The 20,340-nt window shown below is 35.3% G+C and carries 14 protein-coding genes; 13 read left to right on the forward strand and 1 reads right to left on the reverse strand.

Annotated features, from left to right (window positions below; all coding sequences use genetic code 11):
* Positions 1–366: 366 nt before the first annotated feature.
* The 12 genes from rny (at position 367) to MKX66_RS00925 (ending at position 16,330) form a co-directional block, all read left to right on the forward strand.
* On the forward strand, positions 367–1,932 hold the full coding sequence (gene rny, locus MKX66_RS00870) for a ribonuclease Y (protein ID WP_002014600.1): 1,566 nt from the start codon (positions 367–369) through the stop codon (positions 1,930–1,932).
* A gap of 179 nt (positions 1,933–2,111) precedes the next feature.
* Positions 2,112–2,906 (forward strand): TIGR00282 family metallophosphoesterase, encoded by a 795-nt coding sequence (locus MKX66_RS00875; RefSeq protein WP_002014601.1) that lies wholly within the window; start codon positions 2,112–2,114, stop codon positions 2,904–2,906.
* Between the two features lie 149 nt (positions 2,907–3,055).
* Positions 3,056–3,316: a stage V sporulation protein SpoVS gene (spoVS, locus tag MKX66_RS00880; RefSeq protein WP_000404341.1), complete on the forward strand. Its 261-nt coding sequence runs from the start codon at positions 3,056–3,058 to the stop codon at positions 3,314–3,316.
* Positions 3,317–3,375: 59 nt separating this feature from the next.
* Complete coding sequence (locus tag MKX66_RS00885; RefSeq protein ID WP_341085295.1) at positions 3,376–4,299, forward strand: dipeptidase; 924 nt, start codon at positions 3,376–3,378, stop codon at positions 4,297–4,299.
* A gap of 227 nt (positions 4,300–4,526) precedes the next feature.
* Entirely contained in the window at positions 4,527–6,284 is a 1,758-nt protein-coding gene (locus MKX66_RS00890) for a 2-oxoacid:acceptor oxidoreductase subunit alpha (protein WP_002014603.1), read from the forward strand.
* Positions 6,271–7,137 (forward strand): 2-oxoacid:ferredoxin oxidoreductase subunit beta, encoded by an 867-nt coding sequence (locus tag MKX66_RS00895; RefSeq protein ID WP_002088040.1) that lies wholly within the window; start codon positions 6,271–6,273, stop codon positions 7,135–7,137. Before MKX66_RS00890 ends, MKX66_RS00895 begins: the two co-directional genes overlap by 14 nt.
* 432 nt (positions 7,138–7,569) lie before the next feature.
* Positions 7,570–9,099 (forward strand): tRNA (N6-isopentenyl adenosine(37)-C2)-methylthiotransferase MiaB, encoded by a 1,530-nt coding sequence (gene miaB / locus MKX66_RS00900; protein WP_002014605.1) that lies wholly within the window; start codon positions 7,570–7,572, stop codon positions 9,097–9,099.
* A 3-nt stretch (positions 9,100–9,102) separates the two neighbouring features.
* A complete protein-coding gene (locus MKX66_RS00905; protein ID WP_002033698.1) occupies positions 9,103–9,534 on the forward strand; it encodes a RicAFT regulatory complex protein RicA family protein in 432 nt (143 codons plus the stop codon).
* A gap of 128 nt (positions 9,535–9,662) precedes the next feature.
* Entirely contained in the window at positions 9,663–10,205 is a 543-nt protein-coding gene (gene cotE, locus MKX66_RS00910) for an outer spore coat protein CotE (protein ID WP_002014610.1), read from the forward strand.
* A gap of 180 nt (positions 10,206–10,385) precedes the next feature.
* Positions 10,386–13,058: a DNA mismatch repair protein MutS gene (gene mutS / locus MKX66_RS00915; protein ID WP_016100771.1), complete on the forward strand. Its 2,673-nt coding sequence runs from the start codon at positions 10,386–10,388 to the stop codon at positions 13,056–13,058.
* Between the two features lie 8 nt (positions 13,059–13,066).
* Complete coding sequence (gene mutL / locus MKX66_RS00920; RefSeq protein WP_340777249.1) at positions 13,067–15,001, forward strand: DNA mismatch repair endonuclease MutL; 1,935 nt, start codon at positions 13,067–13,069, stop codon at positions 14,999–15,001.
* A gap of 342 nt (positions 15,002–15,343) precedes the next feature.
* On the forward strand, positions 15,344–16,330 hold the full coding sequence (locus MKX66_RS00925; protein WP_002185086.1) for a choloylglycine hydrolase family protein: 987 nt from the start codon (positions 15,344–15,346) through the stop codon (positions 16,328–16,330).
* 492 nt (positions 16,331–16,822) lie between these two features.
* On the opposite strand, the gene MKX66_RS00930 is transcribed toward MKX66_RS00925, so the two are convergent.
* Entirely contained in the window at positions 16,823–17,008 is a 186-nt protein-coding gene (locus MKX66_RS00930; RefSeq protein ID WP_000461142.1) for a hypothetical protein, read from the reverse strand.
* 485 nt (positions 17,009–17,493) lie between these two features.
* On the opposite strand from MKX66_RS00930, the gene MKX66_RS00935 reads away from it, so the two are divergent.
* Positions 17,494–20,277: a dynamin family protein gene (locus MKX66_RS00935; protein ID WP_002142837.1), complete on the forward strand. Its 2,784-nt coding sequence runs from the start codon at positions 17,494–17,496 to the stop codon at positions 20,275–20,277.
* Positions 20,278–20,340: the final 63 nt, after the last annotated feature.

The raw sequence follows: 20,340 nt of genomic DNA on the forward strand, positions 1-20,340 counted from the left end.
ATATATTTTAAGTGAATGAATTGGGATTTTCTAAGGTTTTCCAGGATAATATGCTGTCTGTTTTTTAAATCCATATAAGATTCAGGGCTTAAGGTAAAGAAAGTAAAAGTAGACAACGCTTGACAATGAAAATTGCGATAGATACAATGAGAATGTATATTTTTTCTTATATACGATATACTCTTCTCAAGAAGAGAAGTAATATTCGGAGTAAGACTTAAATCTTGCCGAAATAATAATATGACATTTTAATTGTGAAATGAAGAAAGTCCCTTAAAAAAGCGGGACGACGGTCTTTGCTGTACGTTGTAATTCAATGTACATGCCGACAGTCTTTTTTCATTCATAGCAAGGGGAGGTGAAATCATGAGTAGTAGTACAGTTTGGATACTCATCTCCATTTTGCTTGCAACAGTCGGTGCAGTTGTTGGCTTTTTTGTTCGAAAGTCTATTGCTGAAGCGAAGATTAATGGTGCAGCTAATGAAGCAAAACGTATTCTAGACGAAGCGAATCGTGATGCTGAAGCACTTAAGAAAGAAGCGCTTTTAGAAGCAAAGGATGAAATTCATACACTTCGTACAGAAGCTGAATTAGAAATTCGTGACCGTAGAAGCGAATTACAAAAACAAGAAAATCGTTTAATGCAAAAAGAAGAGAACCTTGATCGTAAAGACGAAACGCTCGATAACCGCGAGCGACAGTTAGAAAAGAAAGAGGAATCTCTTGTAGCGAAACAACAACAGATTGAAGAGTTGGAAAGCAAAGTGGGAGAGTTAGTTCAAAAGCAACAAACAGAATTAGAGCGCATTTCCAATCTGACCCGCGAACAAGCGAAAGCAATTATTCTTGGTAAAGTGGAAAGTGAAGTTTCTCATGAAATTGCCGTTATGGTAAAAGAAAGTGAAGTTCGCGCGAAAGAAGAAGCGGATAAGAAGGCAAAAGAGATTTTATCTCTTGCAATGCAAAGATGTGCAGCTGATCATGTTGCTGAAACAACCGTTTCGGTTGTAAATCTTCCAAATGACGAAATGAAGGGACGTATTATCGGACGTGAAGGTCGTAACATTCGTACGTTAGAAACGTTAACAGGTATTGACCTTATTATCGATGATACACCAGAAGCTGTAATTCTATCTGGATTTGACCCGATTCGTCGTGAAACAGCTCGTATCGCTCTTGATAAACTAGTACAGGACGGACGTATTCACCCAGCGCGTATTGAAGAGATGGTCGAAAAATCAAGACGTGAAGTGGACGAGTATATTCGTGAAGTCGGAGAGCAAACAACGTTTGAAGTGGGTGTTCATGGCTTACATCCAGATTTAATTAAAATTTTAGGTCGTTTAAAATACCGTACAAGTTACGGACAAAACGTCTTAAAACACTCTATGGAAGTTGCATACTTAACTGGACTTATGGCAGCGGAGCTTGGTGAGGATGAAAAACTAGCAAGACGTGCTGGTCTATTACATGATATCGGAAAAGCAATCGATCATGAAGTAGAAGGTAGCCACGTTGAAATTGGTGTTGAACTCGCAACGAAATATAAAGAGCATCCTGTTGTAATAAACAGTATCGCATCTCACCATGGTGACACAGAACCAACTTCTATCATTGCAGTTCTAGTTGCTGCAGCAGATGCATTATCAGCTGCAAGACCGGGAGCTCGTAGTGAAACGCTTGAGAATTACATTCGTCGTCTTGAAAAGTTAGAAGAAATTTCAGAGTCTTATGAAGGCGTAGAAAAATCTTTCGCAATTCAAGCAGGACGTGAAGTTCGTATTCTGGTAAAACCAGATACAATTGATGATTTAGAAGCTCATCGTTTAGCTCGTGATATTCGAAAACGTATTGAAAATGAACTGGATTATCCAGGACATATTAAAGTAACTGTTATTCGTGAAACACGTGCAGTGGAATACGCAAAATAAAGTGGTGAAACACCACTTTATTTTTTTGTGTTGGAATTGGGTAAAATAAAGAAAATTATTTATGAGCAGTATGCAAGTGAAAGAAACTTATAATAGATAAATTGTAACTGTTGTAAGGAAATAGCTTTAAGGTTATAGTATGGTAATAAAAAATGTAGTACATAGAAAGGGTAAGACATATGAGAATATTATTTGTTGGGGATGTAGTAGGATCTCCTGGTAGAGACATGATTCAACAGTACGTACCGGCATTAAAGAAGAAATATACACCGACAGTAACAATTATTAATGGAGAAAATGCTGCGGGTGGACGTGGAATTACGGAAAAAATATATCGAAACTTTTTAGAGTGCGGGGCACAAGCGGTTACGCTTGGAAACCACGCTTGGGATAACCGTGAAGTATTTGAATTTATCGATGATGCAAAATATCTTGCAAGACCAGCTAACTTCCCAGAAGGAACGCCGGGAAAAGGGCTTATCTTTGTAAATTGTAATGGAACAGAAGTTGCAGTTATTAACTTACAAGGACGTACTTTCCTTCCTCCAATTGATTGTCCATTCCGTAAAGTGGATGAGTTAATCAGTATTGCAAAAAAACGTACAAACATTATCTTTGTTGATTTTCATGCTGAAACAACAAGTGAGAAGCAGGCGTTAGGTTGGTATGTAGACGGTCGTGCTACAGCGGTAGTAGGTACACATACACACGTTCCTACAGCTGATAATCGTATTTTACCAAGCGGAACAGCTTATATTACAGATGTTGGTATGACAGGCCCATATGATGGGATTTTAGGTATGGATCGCGAAGCGGTATTGAAGAAGTTTTTAACGAACTTACCAGTGCGTTTTGAAGTGACGAATGGTAGAACACAATTAAGTGCAGTGTTAATTGATGTGGATCCTAATACAGGGAAAGCAAAGAAAATTGAGCGCATTTTAATTAATGATGACCAGCCATTTTTTGACTGATTTTTAACGAAAAGTTAGAGAATTCGTTATATTTTAATTTTTTAGAAAAATTACAGAAATTTAGCAGGAATACGTGCCATTCCTCGTGAATATAAGTTAAAGTGAAATAATTGCTATTACTTTTTATAGAAACGAGGAGGAAACGCGGAATGGAAATATTAAAAGTTAAAGCAACGTCGGTCCCTAATTCTGTAGCTGGTGCACTTGCAGGTGTTATTCGCGAACGCGGAACAGCAGAAATTCAAGCTATTGGTGCAGGTGCATTGAACCAAGCGGTAAAGGCAGTAGCAATTGCAAGAGGATTTGTAGCGCCTAGCGGTTTGGACTTGATTTGTATCCCAGCGTTTACAGATATTATGATTGATGGTGAAGAGCGTACAGCGATAAAATTAATTGTAGAACCTCGTTAAGTTGAAACAACCTGTTTGCATGTATGCAAACAGGTTGTTTTTGTAATGGAGGAATGAAAATGAAAATTTTTGATGCACATTGCGATGTACTCTTTCAGTTATGGAGTGCAAAGGGAAAAAAAGACTTTCAAAACGATTCACAATTACATATTACATTTGAACAATTAATGAAAAGAAAAGGAAGTATACAATGCTTTGCTATATATATACCAGAAACAGTAGCGTATGAAAAGCGTTTTGAAGTTGCGCTGCAAATGATAGATATTTTTCATAATGAAATTCTATCGCTACCAGGAATGAAGTTTATTCAGACAAAAAACGATATTAACATGCTAAAACAGGACGAGATTGGAGCATTATTAACATTAGAAGGATGCGAAGCAATTGGAAAAGAAGAGATGAAATTACGTTTGTTTTATCGCTTAGGTGTACGTTCCTTTGGATTGACATGGAACTATGCCAATCTGTTAGCTGATGGAGCGCTAGAGGAACGTGGAGCAGGTTTAACTACATTTGGTAGACAAGTTGTACAAGAACTTAATACGTTACATTTATGGACCGATGTGTCTCACTTAAATGAAAGAAGCTTTTGGGATGTTATTGAAATTGCTAAAAACCCAATTGCATCTCATTCAAACTGTTATCAACTTTGTGGGCATCCACGCAATTTAACCGATGAACAAATAAGAGCCCTTATAAAGAAAAATAGCATTATTGGTATTACTTTCGTACCGCAGTTTTTAACGAATGAAAGACAAGCGAATATAGCAGATATATTAAGGCATGTGGAATATATTTGTTCATTAGGTGGAGAAAAAAATATAGGATTCGGTTCTGATTTTGATGGGATTTTAGAAACTGTTGTAGGTGTAGAAGTATATAGGGATTATGAAAATATAATTAATCAACTGTGTAAAAAGTATAATGAATCAACTGTAGAACGATTTTTGTATAAAAATTTTGTTGACTGTATAACGTTCTAAAGAATATGTTTTAAAAATTCAGAAGAATTAAAATAAATTCACTTGAATTTATTGATTTTTTTAAGACCTAATACTAGAATGGTAAACGAAATAGCATTATACTAAAGATTCAGGGAAAACAGAAGAGGCATAATTTGCGTCCATTGTAGTTTATTTGCATAAAAAATGCTAAACTAATACTGTAAAAAAATACACTACAATGAATGCAGCCAAAAGGGGTGTAGGAGATGATTAGTCAACTTTCATGGAAAGTTGGAGGCCAACAAGGTGAAGGAATTGAAAGTACAGGGGAAATCTTCTGTATTGCATTAAACCGATTAGGATATTACCTATACGGTTACCGCCACTTCTCATCACGTATTAAAGGCGGCCATACAAATAATAAAATTCGTGTAAGTACAACAGAAGTACGCGCGATCTCAGATGATTTAGATATTTTAATTGCTTTTGATCAAGAAACAATTGATTTTAACTTCCACGAACTACGTCCGGGCGGAATTGTAGTTGCGGATGCGAAATTTAATCCGACAATACCTGATAATACAGATGTAAATCTATATGTGATACCGTTTACAGATATTGCTTCAGAATTAGGCACATCTTTAATGAAAAATATGGTTGCTGTTGGGGCATCTAGTGCGGTATTAGGATTAGACGAAACAGCTTATTTAGAGGTTGTTGAAGAAATCTTTGGTCGTAAAGGAGAGCAAGTCGTTCAAAAGAATATGGAAGCAATTAAACGCGGCTCTCAATACATGAAAGAATTGCTTGGTGAGAAAGTAAACATGATGCAGCTTGAAAAAGCTGACGGTAAGAAACGCATGTTTATGATTGGAAACGACGCAATCGCATTTGGTGCGGTAACTGGTGGCGCTCGCTTTATGTCTGCATATCCAATCACACCTGCATCTGAAATTATGGAATATTTAATTAAAAAGTTACCGAAAGTCGGCGGAACAGTAATCCAAACTGAGGATGAAATCGCAGCTTGTACAATGGCGATCGGTGCAAACTACGCTGGTGTTCGTACATTAACAGCATCTGCTGGTCCTGGTCTTTCTTTAATGATGGAAGCAATTGGTTTAGCAGGTATTACTGAAACACCGCTAGTTATCATTGATACACAACGCGGTGGTCCAAGTACGGGCTTACCAACAAAACAAGAGCAGTCTGACTTAATGGCTATGATTTACGGAACACATGGTGAAATTCCAAAAATCGTAATGGCGCCAAGTACAGTTGAAGAAGCTTTCTATGATATTGTAGAAGCGTTTAACTTAGCAGAAGAATATCAAGTGCCTGTTATTTTCTTAACAGATTTACAGCTTTCTTTAGGAAAGCAAACAGTAGAACCACTTAAGTTAGATAAAGTGGAAATTCGTCGTGGTAAGCTTGATTTAGAAGTAGAATTACCAGAACGTGAAAATAAAGCATACTTCAAGCGTTATGAAGTAACAGAAGATGGAATTTCACCACGTGTTTTACCTGGTATGAAAAATGGTATTCACCATGTTACAGGTGTAGAACATGATGAAACGGGTAAACCATCTGAATCAGCGTTAAATCGTAAAGATCAAATGGACAAACGTTTCCGTAAAATGGCGAATTTACAGTTTAATACCCCTATTTACAAAAATGCTAAGCATGATGACGCAGACGTATTGTTAGTAGGCTTTAACTCAACTCGTGGTGCAATCGAAGAGGCAATGCAGCGTTTAGAACAAGAAGGAATGAAAGTAAACCATGCCCATGTACGTTTAATTCATCCGTTCCCAACAGCTGAAATCGATCCACTTGTGAAAAAAGCGAAGCGTGTTGTAGTAGTAGAAAACAATGCAACTGGTCAGCTTGCTAACATTATGAAAATGAATCTTGGCAATGGCGAGAAAATTTCTAGTCTTTTAAAATACGATGGAAATCCATTCTTGCCGAAAGAGATTTACAACGAATGTAAAAAAGGGGTTGTATTAAATGGCAACATTTAAGGACTTTCGTAACAGTGTAAAACCAAACTGGTGCCCAGGTTGCGGAGACTTCTCGGTGCAGGCTGCGATTCAGCGTGCGGCAGCTAACGTTGGTTTAAATCCAGATGAGCTAGCTGTTATTTCTGGTATCGGCTGTTCCGGTCGTATTTCAGGGTATATTAATTCATATGGTTTGCATAGTATTCATGGACGTGCTCTTCCAATTGCACAAGGTGTGAAAATGGCAAATCGTGATTTAACAGTTATTGCATCCGGTGGTGACGGTGATGGTTTTGCGATTGGTATGGGACATACAATCCATTCTATTCGTCGTAACATTGATATTACGTACATCGTAATGGATAACCAAATTTACGGATTAACAAAAGGGCAAACTTCACCACGTAGTGAAGCTGGATTTAAAACGAAAAGTACACCACAAGGTTCAATTGAACCATCACTAAATGTTATGGAAATGGCTTTAACAGCTGGTGCGACATTTGTGGCGCAAAGCTTTTCAAGTGATTTAAAAGAATTAACGCAAATTATTGAAGCTGGTATTAACCATAAAGGCTTTTCATTAATTAATGTATTTAGTCCATGTGTTACTTATAATAAAGTAAATACTTATGATTGGTTTAAAGAGAATTTAACGAAACTAAGTACAGTAGAAGGATATGATCCATCTAACCGCATGATGGCTATGCAAACATTAATGGAAAAGAACGGGTTAGTAACAGGTTTAATTTATCAAAACACAAAGCAGCCTTCTTACCAAGAGCTTGTAAAAGACTATAGTGAAAAACCTTTAGTGCAAGCTGATTTGAATATGGATCAGAAAATGTTTGATGAGCTTGTTGCTGAATTTATGTAATAATCGGAGAGAAGGTTGCCGCTTGGTAACCTTCTTTTTGAGTGAATAAAAATAATTAATAGATTTGTTTACTTAGAAAATTCAGAATGATAAAATAATATATAAATCGTTGTATAAAAATAGCATGTTCAATAACTGTGAAATGAAATATAGGATAAGAAGCCTTCTTCGTTAAAGTTGGCTAAAGGCTCTATACTATGATAATGTGTATAGGGATAAAGCAATATACTTTTGGGTAGGACAAGATGAAATAAAAAAAGGGAATGTCTATTTGTGTGGGGAAGACTTCATTCTTACGGATGATTAGATCGATTACTCAAGTTTCAAAGGGCAAGTTATCTCTCATGCTATCTAACATCATTGAGATGGGTCTAAGCGCATTAAAATGGACTACAGAGTGTGTGTATAGTTAAGGGTGAAAGGAGATTACCGATGAACGAGCAACAACGATTAGCAAGTCGACAAGCAAATTCCTCTACGAAAAAAGAAGAGAAAGATTATAGTAAATACTTTGAAAGTGTATACCAACCACCTTCCTTGAAATTGGCGAAAAAGCGTGGGAAAGAAGAAGTTAAAATTGAAAGAGATTTTGGCCTACCTAAAGAGTTTCGCGATTTTGGCGCAGGAAGAAAGTTTTACATTCGTACATATGGCTGTCAAATGAATGAGCATGATACAGAAGTAATGGCTGGGATTTTTACAACACTGGGATATGAGCCAACCTTTTCAACTGAAGAGGCAGATGTGATTTTATTAAATACTTGTGCAATTCGTGAAAATGCTGAAAATAAAGTGTTCGGTGAACTTGGTCATTTAAAATCATTAAAGCGAAGAAATCCGGATCTTATAATTGGTGTATGTGGTTGTATGTCTCAAGAGGAATCTGTTGTAAATAAAATTATGCAAAAAAATCAGCATGTAGATATGGTGTTTGGTACACACAATATTCATAGATTACCGTATATCTTAAAGGACGCAATGTTCTCAAAAGAGACGGTAGTTGAAGTTTGGTCAAAAGAAGGGGATGTAATTGAAAACCTTCCGAAAGTACGTCGTGGTGATATTAAAGCTTGGGTAAATATTATGTATGGCTGTGATAAGTTTTGTACATATTGTATTGTACCGTATACACGCGGAAAAGAGCGTAGCAGACGTCCAGAAGATATTATTAAAGAAATTCGCCATCTAGCTGCGAACGGTTATAGAGAAATTACGTTACTTGGACAAAACGTAAACGCATACGGTAAAGACTTTGAAGATATACAATATGGTCTTGGCGATTTAATGGATGAACTTCGTAAAATCGATATCGCGCGTATTCGTTTTACAACGAGTCATCCACGTGATTTTGATGATCATTTAATTGATGTTCTTGGAAAAGGTGGTAACCTAGTAGAACATATCCACTTACCGGTTCAATCTGGTAGTACAGATATGCTTAAAATTATGGCGCGTAAATATTCGCGAGAACACTATTTAGAGCTTGTACGAAAAATTAAAGAAACCATTCCGAATGCAGTGCTAACGACTGATATTATCGTTGGTTTCCCAAATGAAACGGATGAGCAGTTTGAAGAGACGATGTCGTTATATCGTGAAGTAGGATTTGATACGGCATTTACATTTATTTATTCTCCGCGTGAAGGTACACCAGCTGCAAAAATGCAAGATAATGTTCCGATGGAAGTGAAGAAAGAGCGATTGCAACGCTTAAATACACTAGTGAATGAATATGCAGTTAATAAGAATAAGCGTTATATAGGTCAAATTGTAGAAGTATTAGTTGAGGGAGAAAGTAAGAATAATCCTGAAGTACTTGCGGGATATACACGTACGAATAAACTTGTAAACTTTGTTGCTTCAAAATCTTTAATTGGTCAGCTTGTGAAAGTAAAAATAACGGAAGCAAAAACTTGGTCTCTTAACGGGGAATTGGTTAAGGAGCCGATTGAGGTGAAATAATAGATGAAAGTATATACGAAAGATGAAATTGTTGAGCAAGCGAAAGAATTAGCGAAAATGATCTCTGAAACAGAAGAAGTCGATTTCTTTAAGCGAGCAGAAGCACAAATTCATAAAAATGAAAATGTAAAGCGAGCAATTGATGAAATAAAAGCTTTGCAAAAGCAAGCAGTAAACTTGCAACATTATGGGAAATGGGAAGCTTTGAAAAAAGTAGAAGCTGAAATTGATGCACTTCAAGATAAGTTAGATAATATCCCAGTTGTACAGGAGTTTAAATCTTCACAAACGTATGTAAATGACTTACTACAGCTAGTTGCTAGTACCATTTCTAACAATGTAACAGATGAAATATTAGTTTCAACTGGCGGCGATGTGTTGAAGGGTGAAACTGGTGCAGCAGTAGAAAGTAAAAAAGGAAATTGTGGTTGTTAAAGAGATGTCTTATTGACATCTCTTTTTTTTAGTGGGTTATATCGGAAATTCTTCTCAAAAAAAAGAATGACACATTCCGCTATTGTCACGCATATGATTAAGTGAATAGTGATTGAGGAGGGTTACGAATGTCCGAATTTAGAGAGATTATTACAAAAGCAGTGGTTGGAAAAGGACGTAAGTATACAAAGTCAACGCATACATGTGAATCGAATAATGAGCCAACAAGTATTTTAGGGTGCTGGGTAATTAACCATTCGTACGAAGCGAGAAAGAATGGAAAACATGTGGAAATTGAAGGTTTCTATGATGTAAACACTTGGTATTCATTTGATGGAAACACAAAGACTGAAGTTGTAACAGAACGTGTTAACTACAATGATGAAGTAAGTATTGGGTATCGTGATAAAAACTTCTCTGGTGACGATTTAGAAATTATCGCTCGTGTAATTCAGCCGCCAAATTGTTTAGAAGCTCTTGTATCGCCAAATGGTAATAAAATTGTTGTGACGGTAGAACGTGAATTTGTAACAGAAGTAGTTGGGGAAACGAAAATTTGTGTAAGTGTAAATCCTGAAGGTTGCGTAGAATCAGACGAGGATTTCCAAGTCGATGATGATGAGTTTGAAGAATTAGATCCGAACTTTATCGTCGATGCAGAAGAAGAGTAAGAGAAAGCTAGGGAGAAGTTCTTCCTAGCTTTTTACAGTACATAAGTGGTTCTGCATGAACATGATTCCTTATGAAATGTGCTATAATGAGGAAAGACTCCTGGAATAGGAGATATGGATGTCCGTGAAGTGTGACATATATGAATATAGATTATTATGTAAGAATTATGGAGGAAAGACATGACGCAATATACGCCTATGATACAGCAATACTTAAAGGTTAAGGCAGACTATCAAGATGCCTTTTTATTTTTCCGATTAGGTGATTTTTATGAAATGTTCTTTGAAGATGCGGTTAAAGCAGCTCATGAACTTGAAATTACATTAACGAGCCGAGATGGTGGTAGTAGTGAACGTATACCGATGTGTGGTGTACCGCATCATGCAGCTAAAAATTATATTGAACAACTTGTTGAAAAAGGATATAAAGTAGCTGTTTGTGAGCAAGTGGAAGACCCAAAAACAGCTAAAGGTGTAGTACGTCGTGAAGTAGTACAACTAATTACGCCAGGAACGATGATGGAAGGGCGTACAATAGACGAGAAGGAGAATAACTTCTTAGCAGCATTAACACATTTCGAAGATGGATCTTATGCGCTAGCTTGTAATGACTTAACGACTGGACAAAATACAGTGACGTTATTAACTGGTTCAGTAGAAGATATTTTATTAGAAGTGTATGCGACTGGTTCAAAAGAAATTGTTGTAGATTCTACATTTTCAAAAGATGAATTAAATAAGTTAACTGAAACATTAAAAATGACGATTTCGTATGAAGATACAATAACTATTCCAGAAGGATTAGAACATCTTGTGAAAAGTGTTTCCCAAGCAAAATTAATTAAAGCAATTGGACGCTTATTTAACTATGTGATAAGAACACAAAAACGTTCGTTAGATCACTTGCAACCAGTAGAAATTTATTACACGAATCAATTTATGAAAATTGATGTGCATTCAAAGCGAAATTTAGAGCTGACAGAAACACTTCGAACGAAAGAAAAAACAGGATCATTATTATGGCTATTAGACAAAACAAAAACGGCTATGGGTGGTCGTATGTTAAAACAGTGGATGGAACGTCCGCTAATCCAAAAAGAAAAAGTAGAAGAGCGTTTAGAAATGGTTGAAACATTTGTAAATGATTACTTCTTACGTGAAGATTTAAAAGAAAAATTAAAAGAAGTATATGATTTAGAGCGTTTAGCAGGGAAAGTTGCATTTGGTAATGTAAATGCACGGGACTTATTACAATTAAGACGTTCTTTACTGCAAGTACCAGCTATTTTAGAAGCGATTAGTCTGTTAGATAATGCTTATGCTGCAAGGTTAATTCAAGGTGCGGATCCATGTGAGAGCTTAACTGAATTACTAGGAAGAAGTATTCAAGAAAACCCACCGCTTTCTATTAAAGATGGAGATATTATTAAAGACGGTTATAATGACAAGCTTGATCAATATCGTTACGTTAGTAAAAACGGGAAAACGTGGATCGCTGAGCTTGAAAAACGAGAGCGTGATATTACAGGAGTTAAATCGTTAAAAATCGGGTACAACCGTATTTTCGGTTACTACATTGAAGTAACGAAAGCGAATCTTGGAGCACTTCCAGAAGGGCGCTATGAGCGTAAACAAACGCTTGCTAATGCTGAACGTTTCATAACAGATGAATTAAAAGAAAAAGAAACATTAATCTTAGAAGCAGAAGAGAAAATTGTACAATTAGAATACGATTTATTTACAGCGCTTCGCGAAGAAGTCAAAGTATTCATTCCGAAATTACAGCATTTAGCGAAAGTAATTAGTGAACTAGACGTACTGCAAAGCTTTGCGACAGTTAGTGAAGAAGAGCAGTTTGTAAAACCTGTTTTAACAAATAAGCGCGAAATCTTTATTAAAGATGGTCGTCATCCTGTCGTTGAAAAAGTATTGAACGGGAAATTGTATGTACCGAATGATTGTATTATGCCGGAGAAGATGGATGTCTTTTTAATTACAGGACCGAACATGTCTGGTAAAAGTACGTATATGAGACAATTAGCACTTGTTACTGTTATGTCACAAATTGGTTGTTTTGTACCAGCGACAGAAGCAGTATTACCTGTCTTCGATCAAATCTTTACGAGAATTGGTGCAGCGGATGATTTAATCTCAGGTCAAAGTACATTTATGGTTGAAATGTTAGAAGCGAAAAATGCAATTGCAAATGCATCAGAGAGAAGTTTAATTTTATTCGATGAAATTGGACGCGGTACATCTACGTATGATGGTATGGCACTTGCGCAAGCAATCATTGAACATATTCATGACCAAATTGGTGCGAAAACATTATTCTCTACACATTATCATGAATTAACAGTGTTAGAAGAAAGTTTAGACCAACTAAAGAATGTACATGTTTCAGCAATTGAAGAGAATGGAAAAGTAGTTTTCCTTCATAAAATTCAAGATGGAGCGGCTGATAAAAGTTACGGAATTCACGTTGCTCAACTTGCCGAGCTTCCAGAGAGCTTAATCGCTCGCGCGAAAGAAGTGTTAGCACAACTAGAAGGACAGGAAGAAATTGTTATTCCGAAACGAGTAGAAGTGAAAGTGCCAGAAGTCGCTCCAGAACCAGTTGTTGTAAAAGAAGAACCAGCAGAAATACAAGAGACGAAAGTAGAGACTGAGGAAGAATCGCAATTATCATTCTTTGGTGGAGAACAGTCTTCGAAAAAACAAGACAAGTCAGTTCTAGATGCAAAAGAAACGGCAGTACTTGCACAAATTAAAAAGATTGATTTACTCGATATGACGCCTTTAGAAGCGATGAATGAACTGTATCGTTTACAGAAAAAGTTAAAGAAAGGATGAGTAAGTAGATGGGGAAAATTCGCAAACTCGATGATCAACTCTCTAACTTAATTGCGGCAGGGGAAGTAGTAGAGCGCCCTGCCTCAGTTGTAAAAGAACTCGTGGAAAATTCCATCGATGCGAATAGTACATCTATTGAAATCCACTTAGAAGAAGCTGGATTATCGAAGATTCGCATCATCGATAATGGAGATGGTATTGCTGAAGAAGATTGTATCGTTGCATTTGAACGACACGCAACGAGTAAAATTAAAGATGAAAATGATTTATTTCGTATAAGAACGCTCGGTTTCCGCGGAGAGGCCCTGCCGAGTATTGCCTCAGTGAGTGAATTAGAGTTAATTACGAGCACAGGTGATGCGCCTGGTACACACCTTAGTATTAAAGGTGGAGACATTATAAAACAAGAGAAAACGGCAAGCCGAAAAGGAACAGATATTACTGTACAAAACTTATTTTTTAATACACCAGCGCGCCTTAAATATATGAAAACGATTCATACAGAGCTTGGGAACATTACAGATATCGTGTATCGTATTGCAATGTCACATCCAGAAGTATCGTTAAAACTGTTTCATAATGAAAAGAAATTGCTTCATACATCAGGAAACGGTGATGTAAGACAAGTACTTGCATCGATTTACAGCATTCAAGTTGCGAAGAAGCTTATTCCGATTGAAGCTGAGTCTCTAGACTTTACAATTAAAGGTTATGTAACATTACCAGAAGTAACGAGAGCGTCGCGTAACTATATGTCAACGATTGTAAATGGCCGTTACGTTCGAAATTTTGTATTAATGAAAGCAATTCAGCAAGGATATCATACGTTATTGCCAATCGGAAGATACCCAATCGGCTTCTTATCAATTGAAATGGATCCAATGCTTGTTGATGTCAACGTACATCCAGCAAAATTAGAAGTACGCTTTAGTAAAGAACAAGAATTGCTAAAGCTTATCGAAGAAACATTGCAATCGGCATTCAAAAAAATACAACTCATTCCAGATGCTGGTGTAACAACGAAGAAAAAAGAAAAAGATGAAAGTGTGCAAGAACAGTTTAAGTTTGAGCATACAAAACCGAGAGAATCATCTATGCCTAACATCGTTTTACCAACAGGAATGGATGAGAAACAAGAAGAAACAACGACTGTAAAACAACCAGCACAACTGTGGCAACCGCCGAAGCAAGAATGGCAACCACCACAGTCACTCGTAAGAGAAGAGCAAAGCTGGCAGCCATCCTCTAAGCCGGAAACGGTTCGGGAGGAAAAGGAATGGACTAGCAACGATGACGATTTTGAATTAGAGGAATTGGAAGAAGAAGTCGGGGAGATAGAAGAGATTGAAATGAACGGTAATGACTTACCGCCGCTTTATCCAATTGGACAGATGCACGGAACATATATTTTCGCTCAAAATGATAATGGGTTATATATGATTGATCAGCACGCAGCGCAGGAACGTATCAATTATGAATATTTCCGTGATAAAGTAGGAAGAGTAGCGCAAGAAGTACAAGAACTACTTGTACCGTACCGTATTGACTTATCTCTTACTGAATTTTTACGTGTCGAAGAGCAGCTGGAAGAACTAAAAAAAGTCGGACTATTTTTAGAGCAATTCGGCCATCAATCCTTTATTGTCCGTTCGCATCCAACGTGGTTCCCAAAAGGACAAGAAACAGAAATCATTGATGAAATGATGGAGCAAGTCGTAAAACTGAAAAAAGTAGACATAAAAAAACTACGCGAAGAAGCAGCGATTATGATGAGCTGTAAAGCTTCAATTAAAGCAAATCAATATTTAACGAACGATCAAATATTCGCTTTACTCGAAGAACTACGTACAACAACAAATCCATACACATGTCCGCATGGAAGACCGATTCTGGTGCATCATTCTACTTATGAGTTGGAGAAGATGTTTAAGAGGGTTATGTAGGATTAATGTCCAAAGAGAAAAAGTTCGTTCCTAGTTATTTGAAACGGTTTGAAAGTGCCTAGTATTATTTATATGTGTTAAAATAAATATGTAATAGCAATGTTCTCTACAGTTATTTTAATAAAATATTGAGAGAAATAAAAAGGAGCGATAGTAACAAGTCGCTCCTTTTTAATATAATTCTTTTGCAACTATATTTTAAAAATTCATTTATAAACTAGAGATAACCTATTTGTAATTTATATGTGCTTCCTCATTTTTTTGTAAGGAAAGGGGTTTTAATTTACAGATTTATCAGAATTATGTAAAGTGTATATAAAACCATAAAATGGGGTGTTCTTTATGTGTACTAGTTTGACATTACAGACAAAAAACGGTCAGCACCTTTTTGCAAGAACGATGGATTTTACATTAGATTTGAATCAAGAAGTAATAATCATTCCTCGACATTACCAGTGGAATAATATAACTGGTGAAATCATTAATACGAAACATGCTACGGTCGGAATGGGGATTAATCATCAAGGAAGGGTCATTATGGCGGACGGAGTAAATGAAGCAGGTATGACATGTGCAACACTCTATTTTCCAGGATTCGCTACTTATAGTAAAAGTATAGATAATAACAAAACGAATTTGGCTCCATTTGATTTTGTGACTTGGAGTCTCACACAATTCAATTCTGTCAAAGAGTTAAAGAAATCTGTAGATAGCATTACCTTTTTGGATATACCATTACCGGATTTAGGACTTACGCCGCCACTCCATTGGATTTTAGCGGATAAATGGGGAGATTGCATTGTACTGGAGCCAACAAATGAAGGATTAAAAATGTATGACAACCCACTAGGAGTGATGACGAATAGTCCGGAGTTTAGTTGGCATTTACAAAATTTAAGACAATATATTGGCCTTAAATCGCAGCCATTCGCGCCAACAGAGTGGAGTAATGTACCATTAAGTGCTTTTGGTCAGGGCTCAGGTTCAATGGGACTTCCAGGGGATTTCACCCCGCCATCAAGGTTTGTGCGAGCAGCATATGGCAAACAAAACATTCAAGGTATAGATAGTGAAGAAGAGGGAGTATCGGCCCTTTTTCATATCTTATCAAATTGCGAGGTTCCTAAAGGCGGAGTAATAACAGAAGAAGGTGCATTAGATAATACCATTTATACAAGCGTAATGTGTATGGAGTCCGGAACATATTATTATCATACTTACGATTGTAGACAAATTATAGCCATTCATTTATTTCATGAAAATTTAGATACAGATGAGATTAAAGCCTATCCGTTCCAACGGAAACAAAAAATATTTTATGAAAACTAAGTAGCTTTGAAACAACGCTTAGTAAATTTTCAAATATATATAATAGAGCAATAATGACCTATAAAAAGTAGGAATCGGAAGGAATATAATTGATAATCTAATAAGTAACCCGAATAAATACCCCTTAAGAAAAAATAGACGCAAAATATTCAAGGTATTATATAAATTCAATCCAATGACTCCTACCAGTAAAATTCTGCTGGTAGGGGCAGGGGCATTGGCTAAGAAACTTATTTTTTCATTAAACTAGCTTTTATTTCTTCTAGAAGGCCCATTAAAGTGCTATTAGGTAAAATAAACATGGACGTACTACTCCATTTATAAATAGCAAAGCACAAAAAAGGTGTGGAAAATATCCATACCTTTTTTGTGCTTCTATTATCTATGTATAAAAAAGCGCCGTATATCAGCACTTTTTAAAGGTACGTAAATTGTATAATAAGGATTTCTACATTATTAAACACATAACTATGCATGGCCAAATATAGATTCTTATTTATTTTTATTATTATTAATTTTTTCAGTATATAAAACCTGCTCTTTATAATGCTTTTTAATTGGGAAGTTATGTGTACCAGAGCCGTTTTTGAAAGTTTTATTGATGGGGTTTTTTAGAGGGACTGTTGTAGTTTCAGTAAATTCATATGGGTAATTTATTTTAGATTTATCTTCAAACATGAAAATGCCTCCTTTTTAGGATTTCCTGAATTCTTTACTATAACATGATATGCATATAGATTTTTTTTGGACTAGTTATTTATATAGGTTAATGGAATTTAATTACGTAACTACTGAAATATTTCAAAGGAAAACAATGTGAGAAATATATTATAATGATTTCTTTTATTTATTAGCGAAGGGAATCTTGCATATATATTCGTTATAGATTGTTTTTATAATGTAATATATATATAGTTTTCCTGATAATATAATGTGGAATATTATAGTGTTATTAGGTTATTAGGAACATTTAATGTTGTTTCACAACTGAAAGGGAATTGAAAAAAAACTGAAACTTTTCTCATAAAAATTCAATCTTACTTGAAAAATGAAAGGAAAATGAAATTTTTCAAAAGGAATTCTTTGTTAAGATAAAAAGCATACATACAAAAAAGTATTGACATATCTCAAAAATGTATTTTCGAGATATAGTGGGGGAAAAGATGAGATTAGAAAAACAATTAATAAAAAAGATGTATTATGAAACATTCCTAATGGAGAATGAAACACACCCACCTCTTCAAGTACTTGGAGAAGCTTATGTAAACGAAGAAAAAAATGAGATTTCTGATGGATCTTATATTCGTTTTGCACAAGGTGAATTTTATTATCACCATCAAGATTTTGAAGCAGCTATTTTTAAATGGGAGAAAGTTAGTAATGAATTAGCGCCATGGGCACAAAAAAATATTGCGGATGCTTACTTCGAACTTAACCAATTATCAGTTGCTGAAAACGTGTATACTTCCATTACTACTGATAATAAAATACTTATGACTGAAATTGTACTGCAATTACTGTCTCTTTACATCGAGCAAAATAATTTTGATTCAGCTTTCGCTGTTATAAAAGAAGCGGTTTCTTTAAATCCCGATTATCCAAACGTCACAACAATTGCCCGTTCCTTTTATGAAGAACAGCAAGATTTTGATAGTGCAGTAGAGCTTGCTGTGAACGAGTTAATTCGAACAGAATCTTATCCGTGGTTTGAGGTTCTAAAAGAATATATCGATAAAGGATTTACTAAAAATATTTCACCAGACTATTTTTATAAAGTATTAGTTACATTAAATAATGTAGATCAAGTACAATTTACGCAAATTGTTTCATCACTTTGGCACAGCTATAAAGATGAACAAAATTACTTATTATGGCTCAACACAATAAATGAATTTTTCATACATATCGAAATACATTCGTCCGATATATGGGACGAAATTTCTTCTCTTTACGAAGAAACATACTTTGAATTAATTCAAGGTCAATATATGCTTAGACAATTACACGATATCATTCCAAACCTGTTAACAAATTGGTTAAAGGTAGTCAATCCATCTCATGCTGTATTTCCATCTGCAGCAGTATTGGCATGGGATGAGATTTTTCCTTCTAAAATAGATTCAGCGGATATAAAAGATGCAGAAGACCTACTGTCATATTCTATTAATCATGTGAATGGCTTAGAGTATAGTTTACATCTTTTTGAATCTATTACACACTGGGCACAAGAACATGATTTAGAAATGGGTAACCGATTTAGCTGGTTAGTTGGTGAGCTTGCAGATTTAAGAACAAATCGCCTATTAGTAACTGGAACTTCAGGGAACGGAAAAGCTTCATTTATTAACTCTATTTTAGGAGAAAATATATTAGAAAACTCAATCTCAAATGTAGTTGTTTTTAAAAATGACGCTTATACAGAAATTAACGCTATAACAGATTCGGAAATTACAACAACTGAGAATTTCTCTGATTTCCATAACATGATGGCAGTGCATCGTCAAACATATAGAGATAGAGCGTGTGTTGAATTTAAATTACCATGCAGGTTTTTAAGTAAAAATAAACTTACATTCGTTGTTACACCTAGCTTTAATAGGAACAATGACGCGAGAGATGAGGTGTTTGAATATTTAAACTCTGTAGATGAATTATTATTCGTATTGAATACGGATTCACCTTTTACTGACAAAGAACGTGACATTCTATTAAGTATCCAAGAACATACACCAAATCTACAAGTTCATTTCTTATTAAATAAAATCGATAACATTTACAATGAAGCAGAAGCAAAAAGAGTTATACAAGATACGCAAGTGAGAATAAATACATATTTCCCTAATGCAAGAGTTTTCCCTTATTCTTCGTTATATACAAATAGTAAACAACTAAACGATTTAACTGAGTTTATTCATTTTAACTTTAACCATAAAAATATCGATGCAGAACGTACTGAAAAGCTATTGTTTTTCATTCGAAAAACAATTACATATCTTTTGGATAAACGCGTCGAGAGGGAAAATAATCTAGTGGATTCTATTAATTGGAATGAAGATATGTTAGTTAAACTAAATGCTTGTATTAATAACCTTACTGCTTTTGAGAAGGAAAAAATTCATTTAATTACAGAAACATATCGTACAATGAAAAACGAAATTACTAATGATCTTACAGAACATATTCCGAAATTATTGCAGAGTTGTTCCGATTTAATTAGTGAAGAAAGTGATTTTGGGCACATTGATATTGAACTAAATACAGCGATGAATGAAAGGGTGCAACAATATCTAGAACAAACTGTATTACCTAATCTTGCTCGCTCGATGCAAAATTGGATTGCGACTTCTAATAACGAGCTCCTTCAAAGTCAATTGTACTTAGCAGAAACCAGTGAAGGACTTAATTCTTTATTTGGAGAAAATCGAATACAGTTAGAATGTGACTTTAAAGTAATTGATGACTGGCGAAGAGATACTGATAGAATGACAACTAGAATACAAATGGAAGAAGTAAATATTTTACGCCGATTTACGCCAGCACAATTTTTACTGAAAAGTGCCGGTAAATTATTTGGAGTTCTTCCTAAAAATAAAGCTATGCTATATAACAAATACAAACAGTATTTAGAAAATGAAGATTATACCGATGTAACGGCTTCTATTATGAAGAAATTTTTCTTGCAGTTTGAGCTATTTGAAAACACACAAGAGCGGGATATTAATATGTTCTTTAGAAATCCATTTGGCTCGTTGGAACAAGCTGTAAAAAACACTCATTTAGAAATAAAAGAAAAACAAGATAAACTGCATAAAATGAAATCAAACCCTGAAGTTTATCATGATCCTATAACGCTCTTTGAATTGAGATTACGTCAATGTGAAGTAATCTTAAATATAGGTGAGGATAATGCCTATACAGATTTAACTTTAGAAACAAGCGTAGAATAAAAGTAAAACATATCAAGTTTTTTATATGAAATTGCATCATGTGTTATAAGAGGGGAAAAGGGA

The sequence above is a fragment of the Bacillus sp. FSL R9-9530 genome, from assembly GCF_038008145.1.
GTDB classification, from domain to species: Bacteria; Bacillota; Bacilli; order Bacillales; family Bacillaceae_G; genus Bacillus_A; species Bacillus_A mycoides.

What these genes read in the sequence shown, in the direction of transcription:
- rny (WP_002014600.1), top strand. Translation starts at nt 367, where the DNA reads ATGAGTAGTAGTACAGTTTGGATACTCATCTCCATTTTGCTTGCAACA.
- MKX66_RS00875 (WP_002014601.1), top strand. Translation starts at nt 2,112, where the DNA reads ATGAGAATATTATTTGTTGGGGATGTAGTAGGATCTCCTGGTAGAGAC.
- spoVS (WP_000404341.1), top strand. Translation starts at nt 3,056, where the DNA reads ATGGAAATATTAAAAGTTAAAGCAACGTCGGTCCCTAATTCTGTAGCT.
- MKX66_RS00885 (WP_341085295.1), top strand. Translation starts at nt 3,376, where the DNA reads ATGAAAATTTTTGATGCACATTGCGATGTACTCTTTCAGTTATGGAGT.
- MKX66_RS00890 (WP_002014603.1), top strand. Translation starts at nt 4,527, where the DNA reads ATGATTAGTCAACTTTCATGGAAAGTTGGAGGCCAACAAGGTGAAGGA.
- MKX66_RS00895 (WP_002088040.1), top strand. Translation starts at nt 6,271, where the DNA reads ATGGCAACATTTAAGGACTTTCGTAACAGTGTAAAACCAAACTGGTGC.
- miaB (WP_002014605.1), top strand. Translation starts at nt 7,570, where the DNA reads ATGAACGAGCAACAACGATTAGCAAGTCGACAAGCAAATTCCTCTACG.
- MKX66_RS00905 (WP_002033698.1), top strand. Translation starts at nt 9,103, where the DNA reads ATGAAAGTATATACGAAAGATGAAATTGTTGAGCAAGCGAAAGAATTA.
- cotE (WP_002014610.1), top strand. Translation starts at nt 9,663, where the DNA reads ATGTCCGAATTTAGAGAGATTATTACAAAAGCAGTGGTTGGAAAAGGA.
- mutS (WP_016100771.1), top strand. Translation starts at nt 10,386, where the DNA reads ATGACGCAATATACGCCTATGATACAGCAATACTTAAAGGTTAAGGCA.
- mutL (WP_340777249.1), top strand. Translation starts at nt 13,067, where the DNA reads ATGGGGAAAATTCGCAAACTCGATGATCAACTCTCTAACTTAATTGCG.
- MKX66_RS00925 (WP_002185086.1), top strand. Translation starts at nt 15,344, where the DNA reads ATGTGTACTAGTTTGACATTACAGACAAAAAACGGTCAGCACCTTTTT.
- MKX66_RS00930 (WP_000461142.1), bottom strand. Translation starts at nt 17,008, where the DNA reads ATGTTTGAAGATAAATCTAAAATAAATTACCCATATGAATTTACTGAA.
- MKX66_RS00935 (WP_002142837.1), top strand. Translation starts at nt 17,494, where the DNA reads ATGAGATTAGAAAAACAATTAATAAAAAAGATGTATTATGAAACATTC.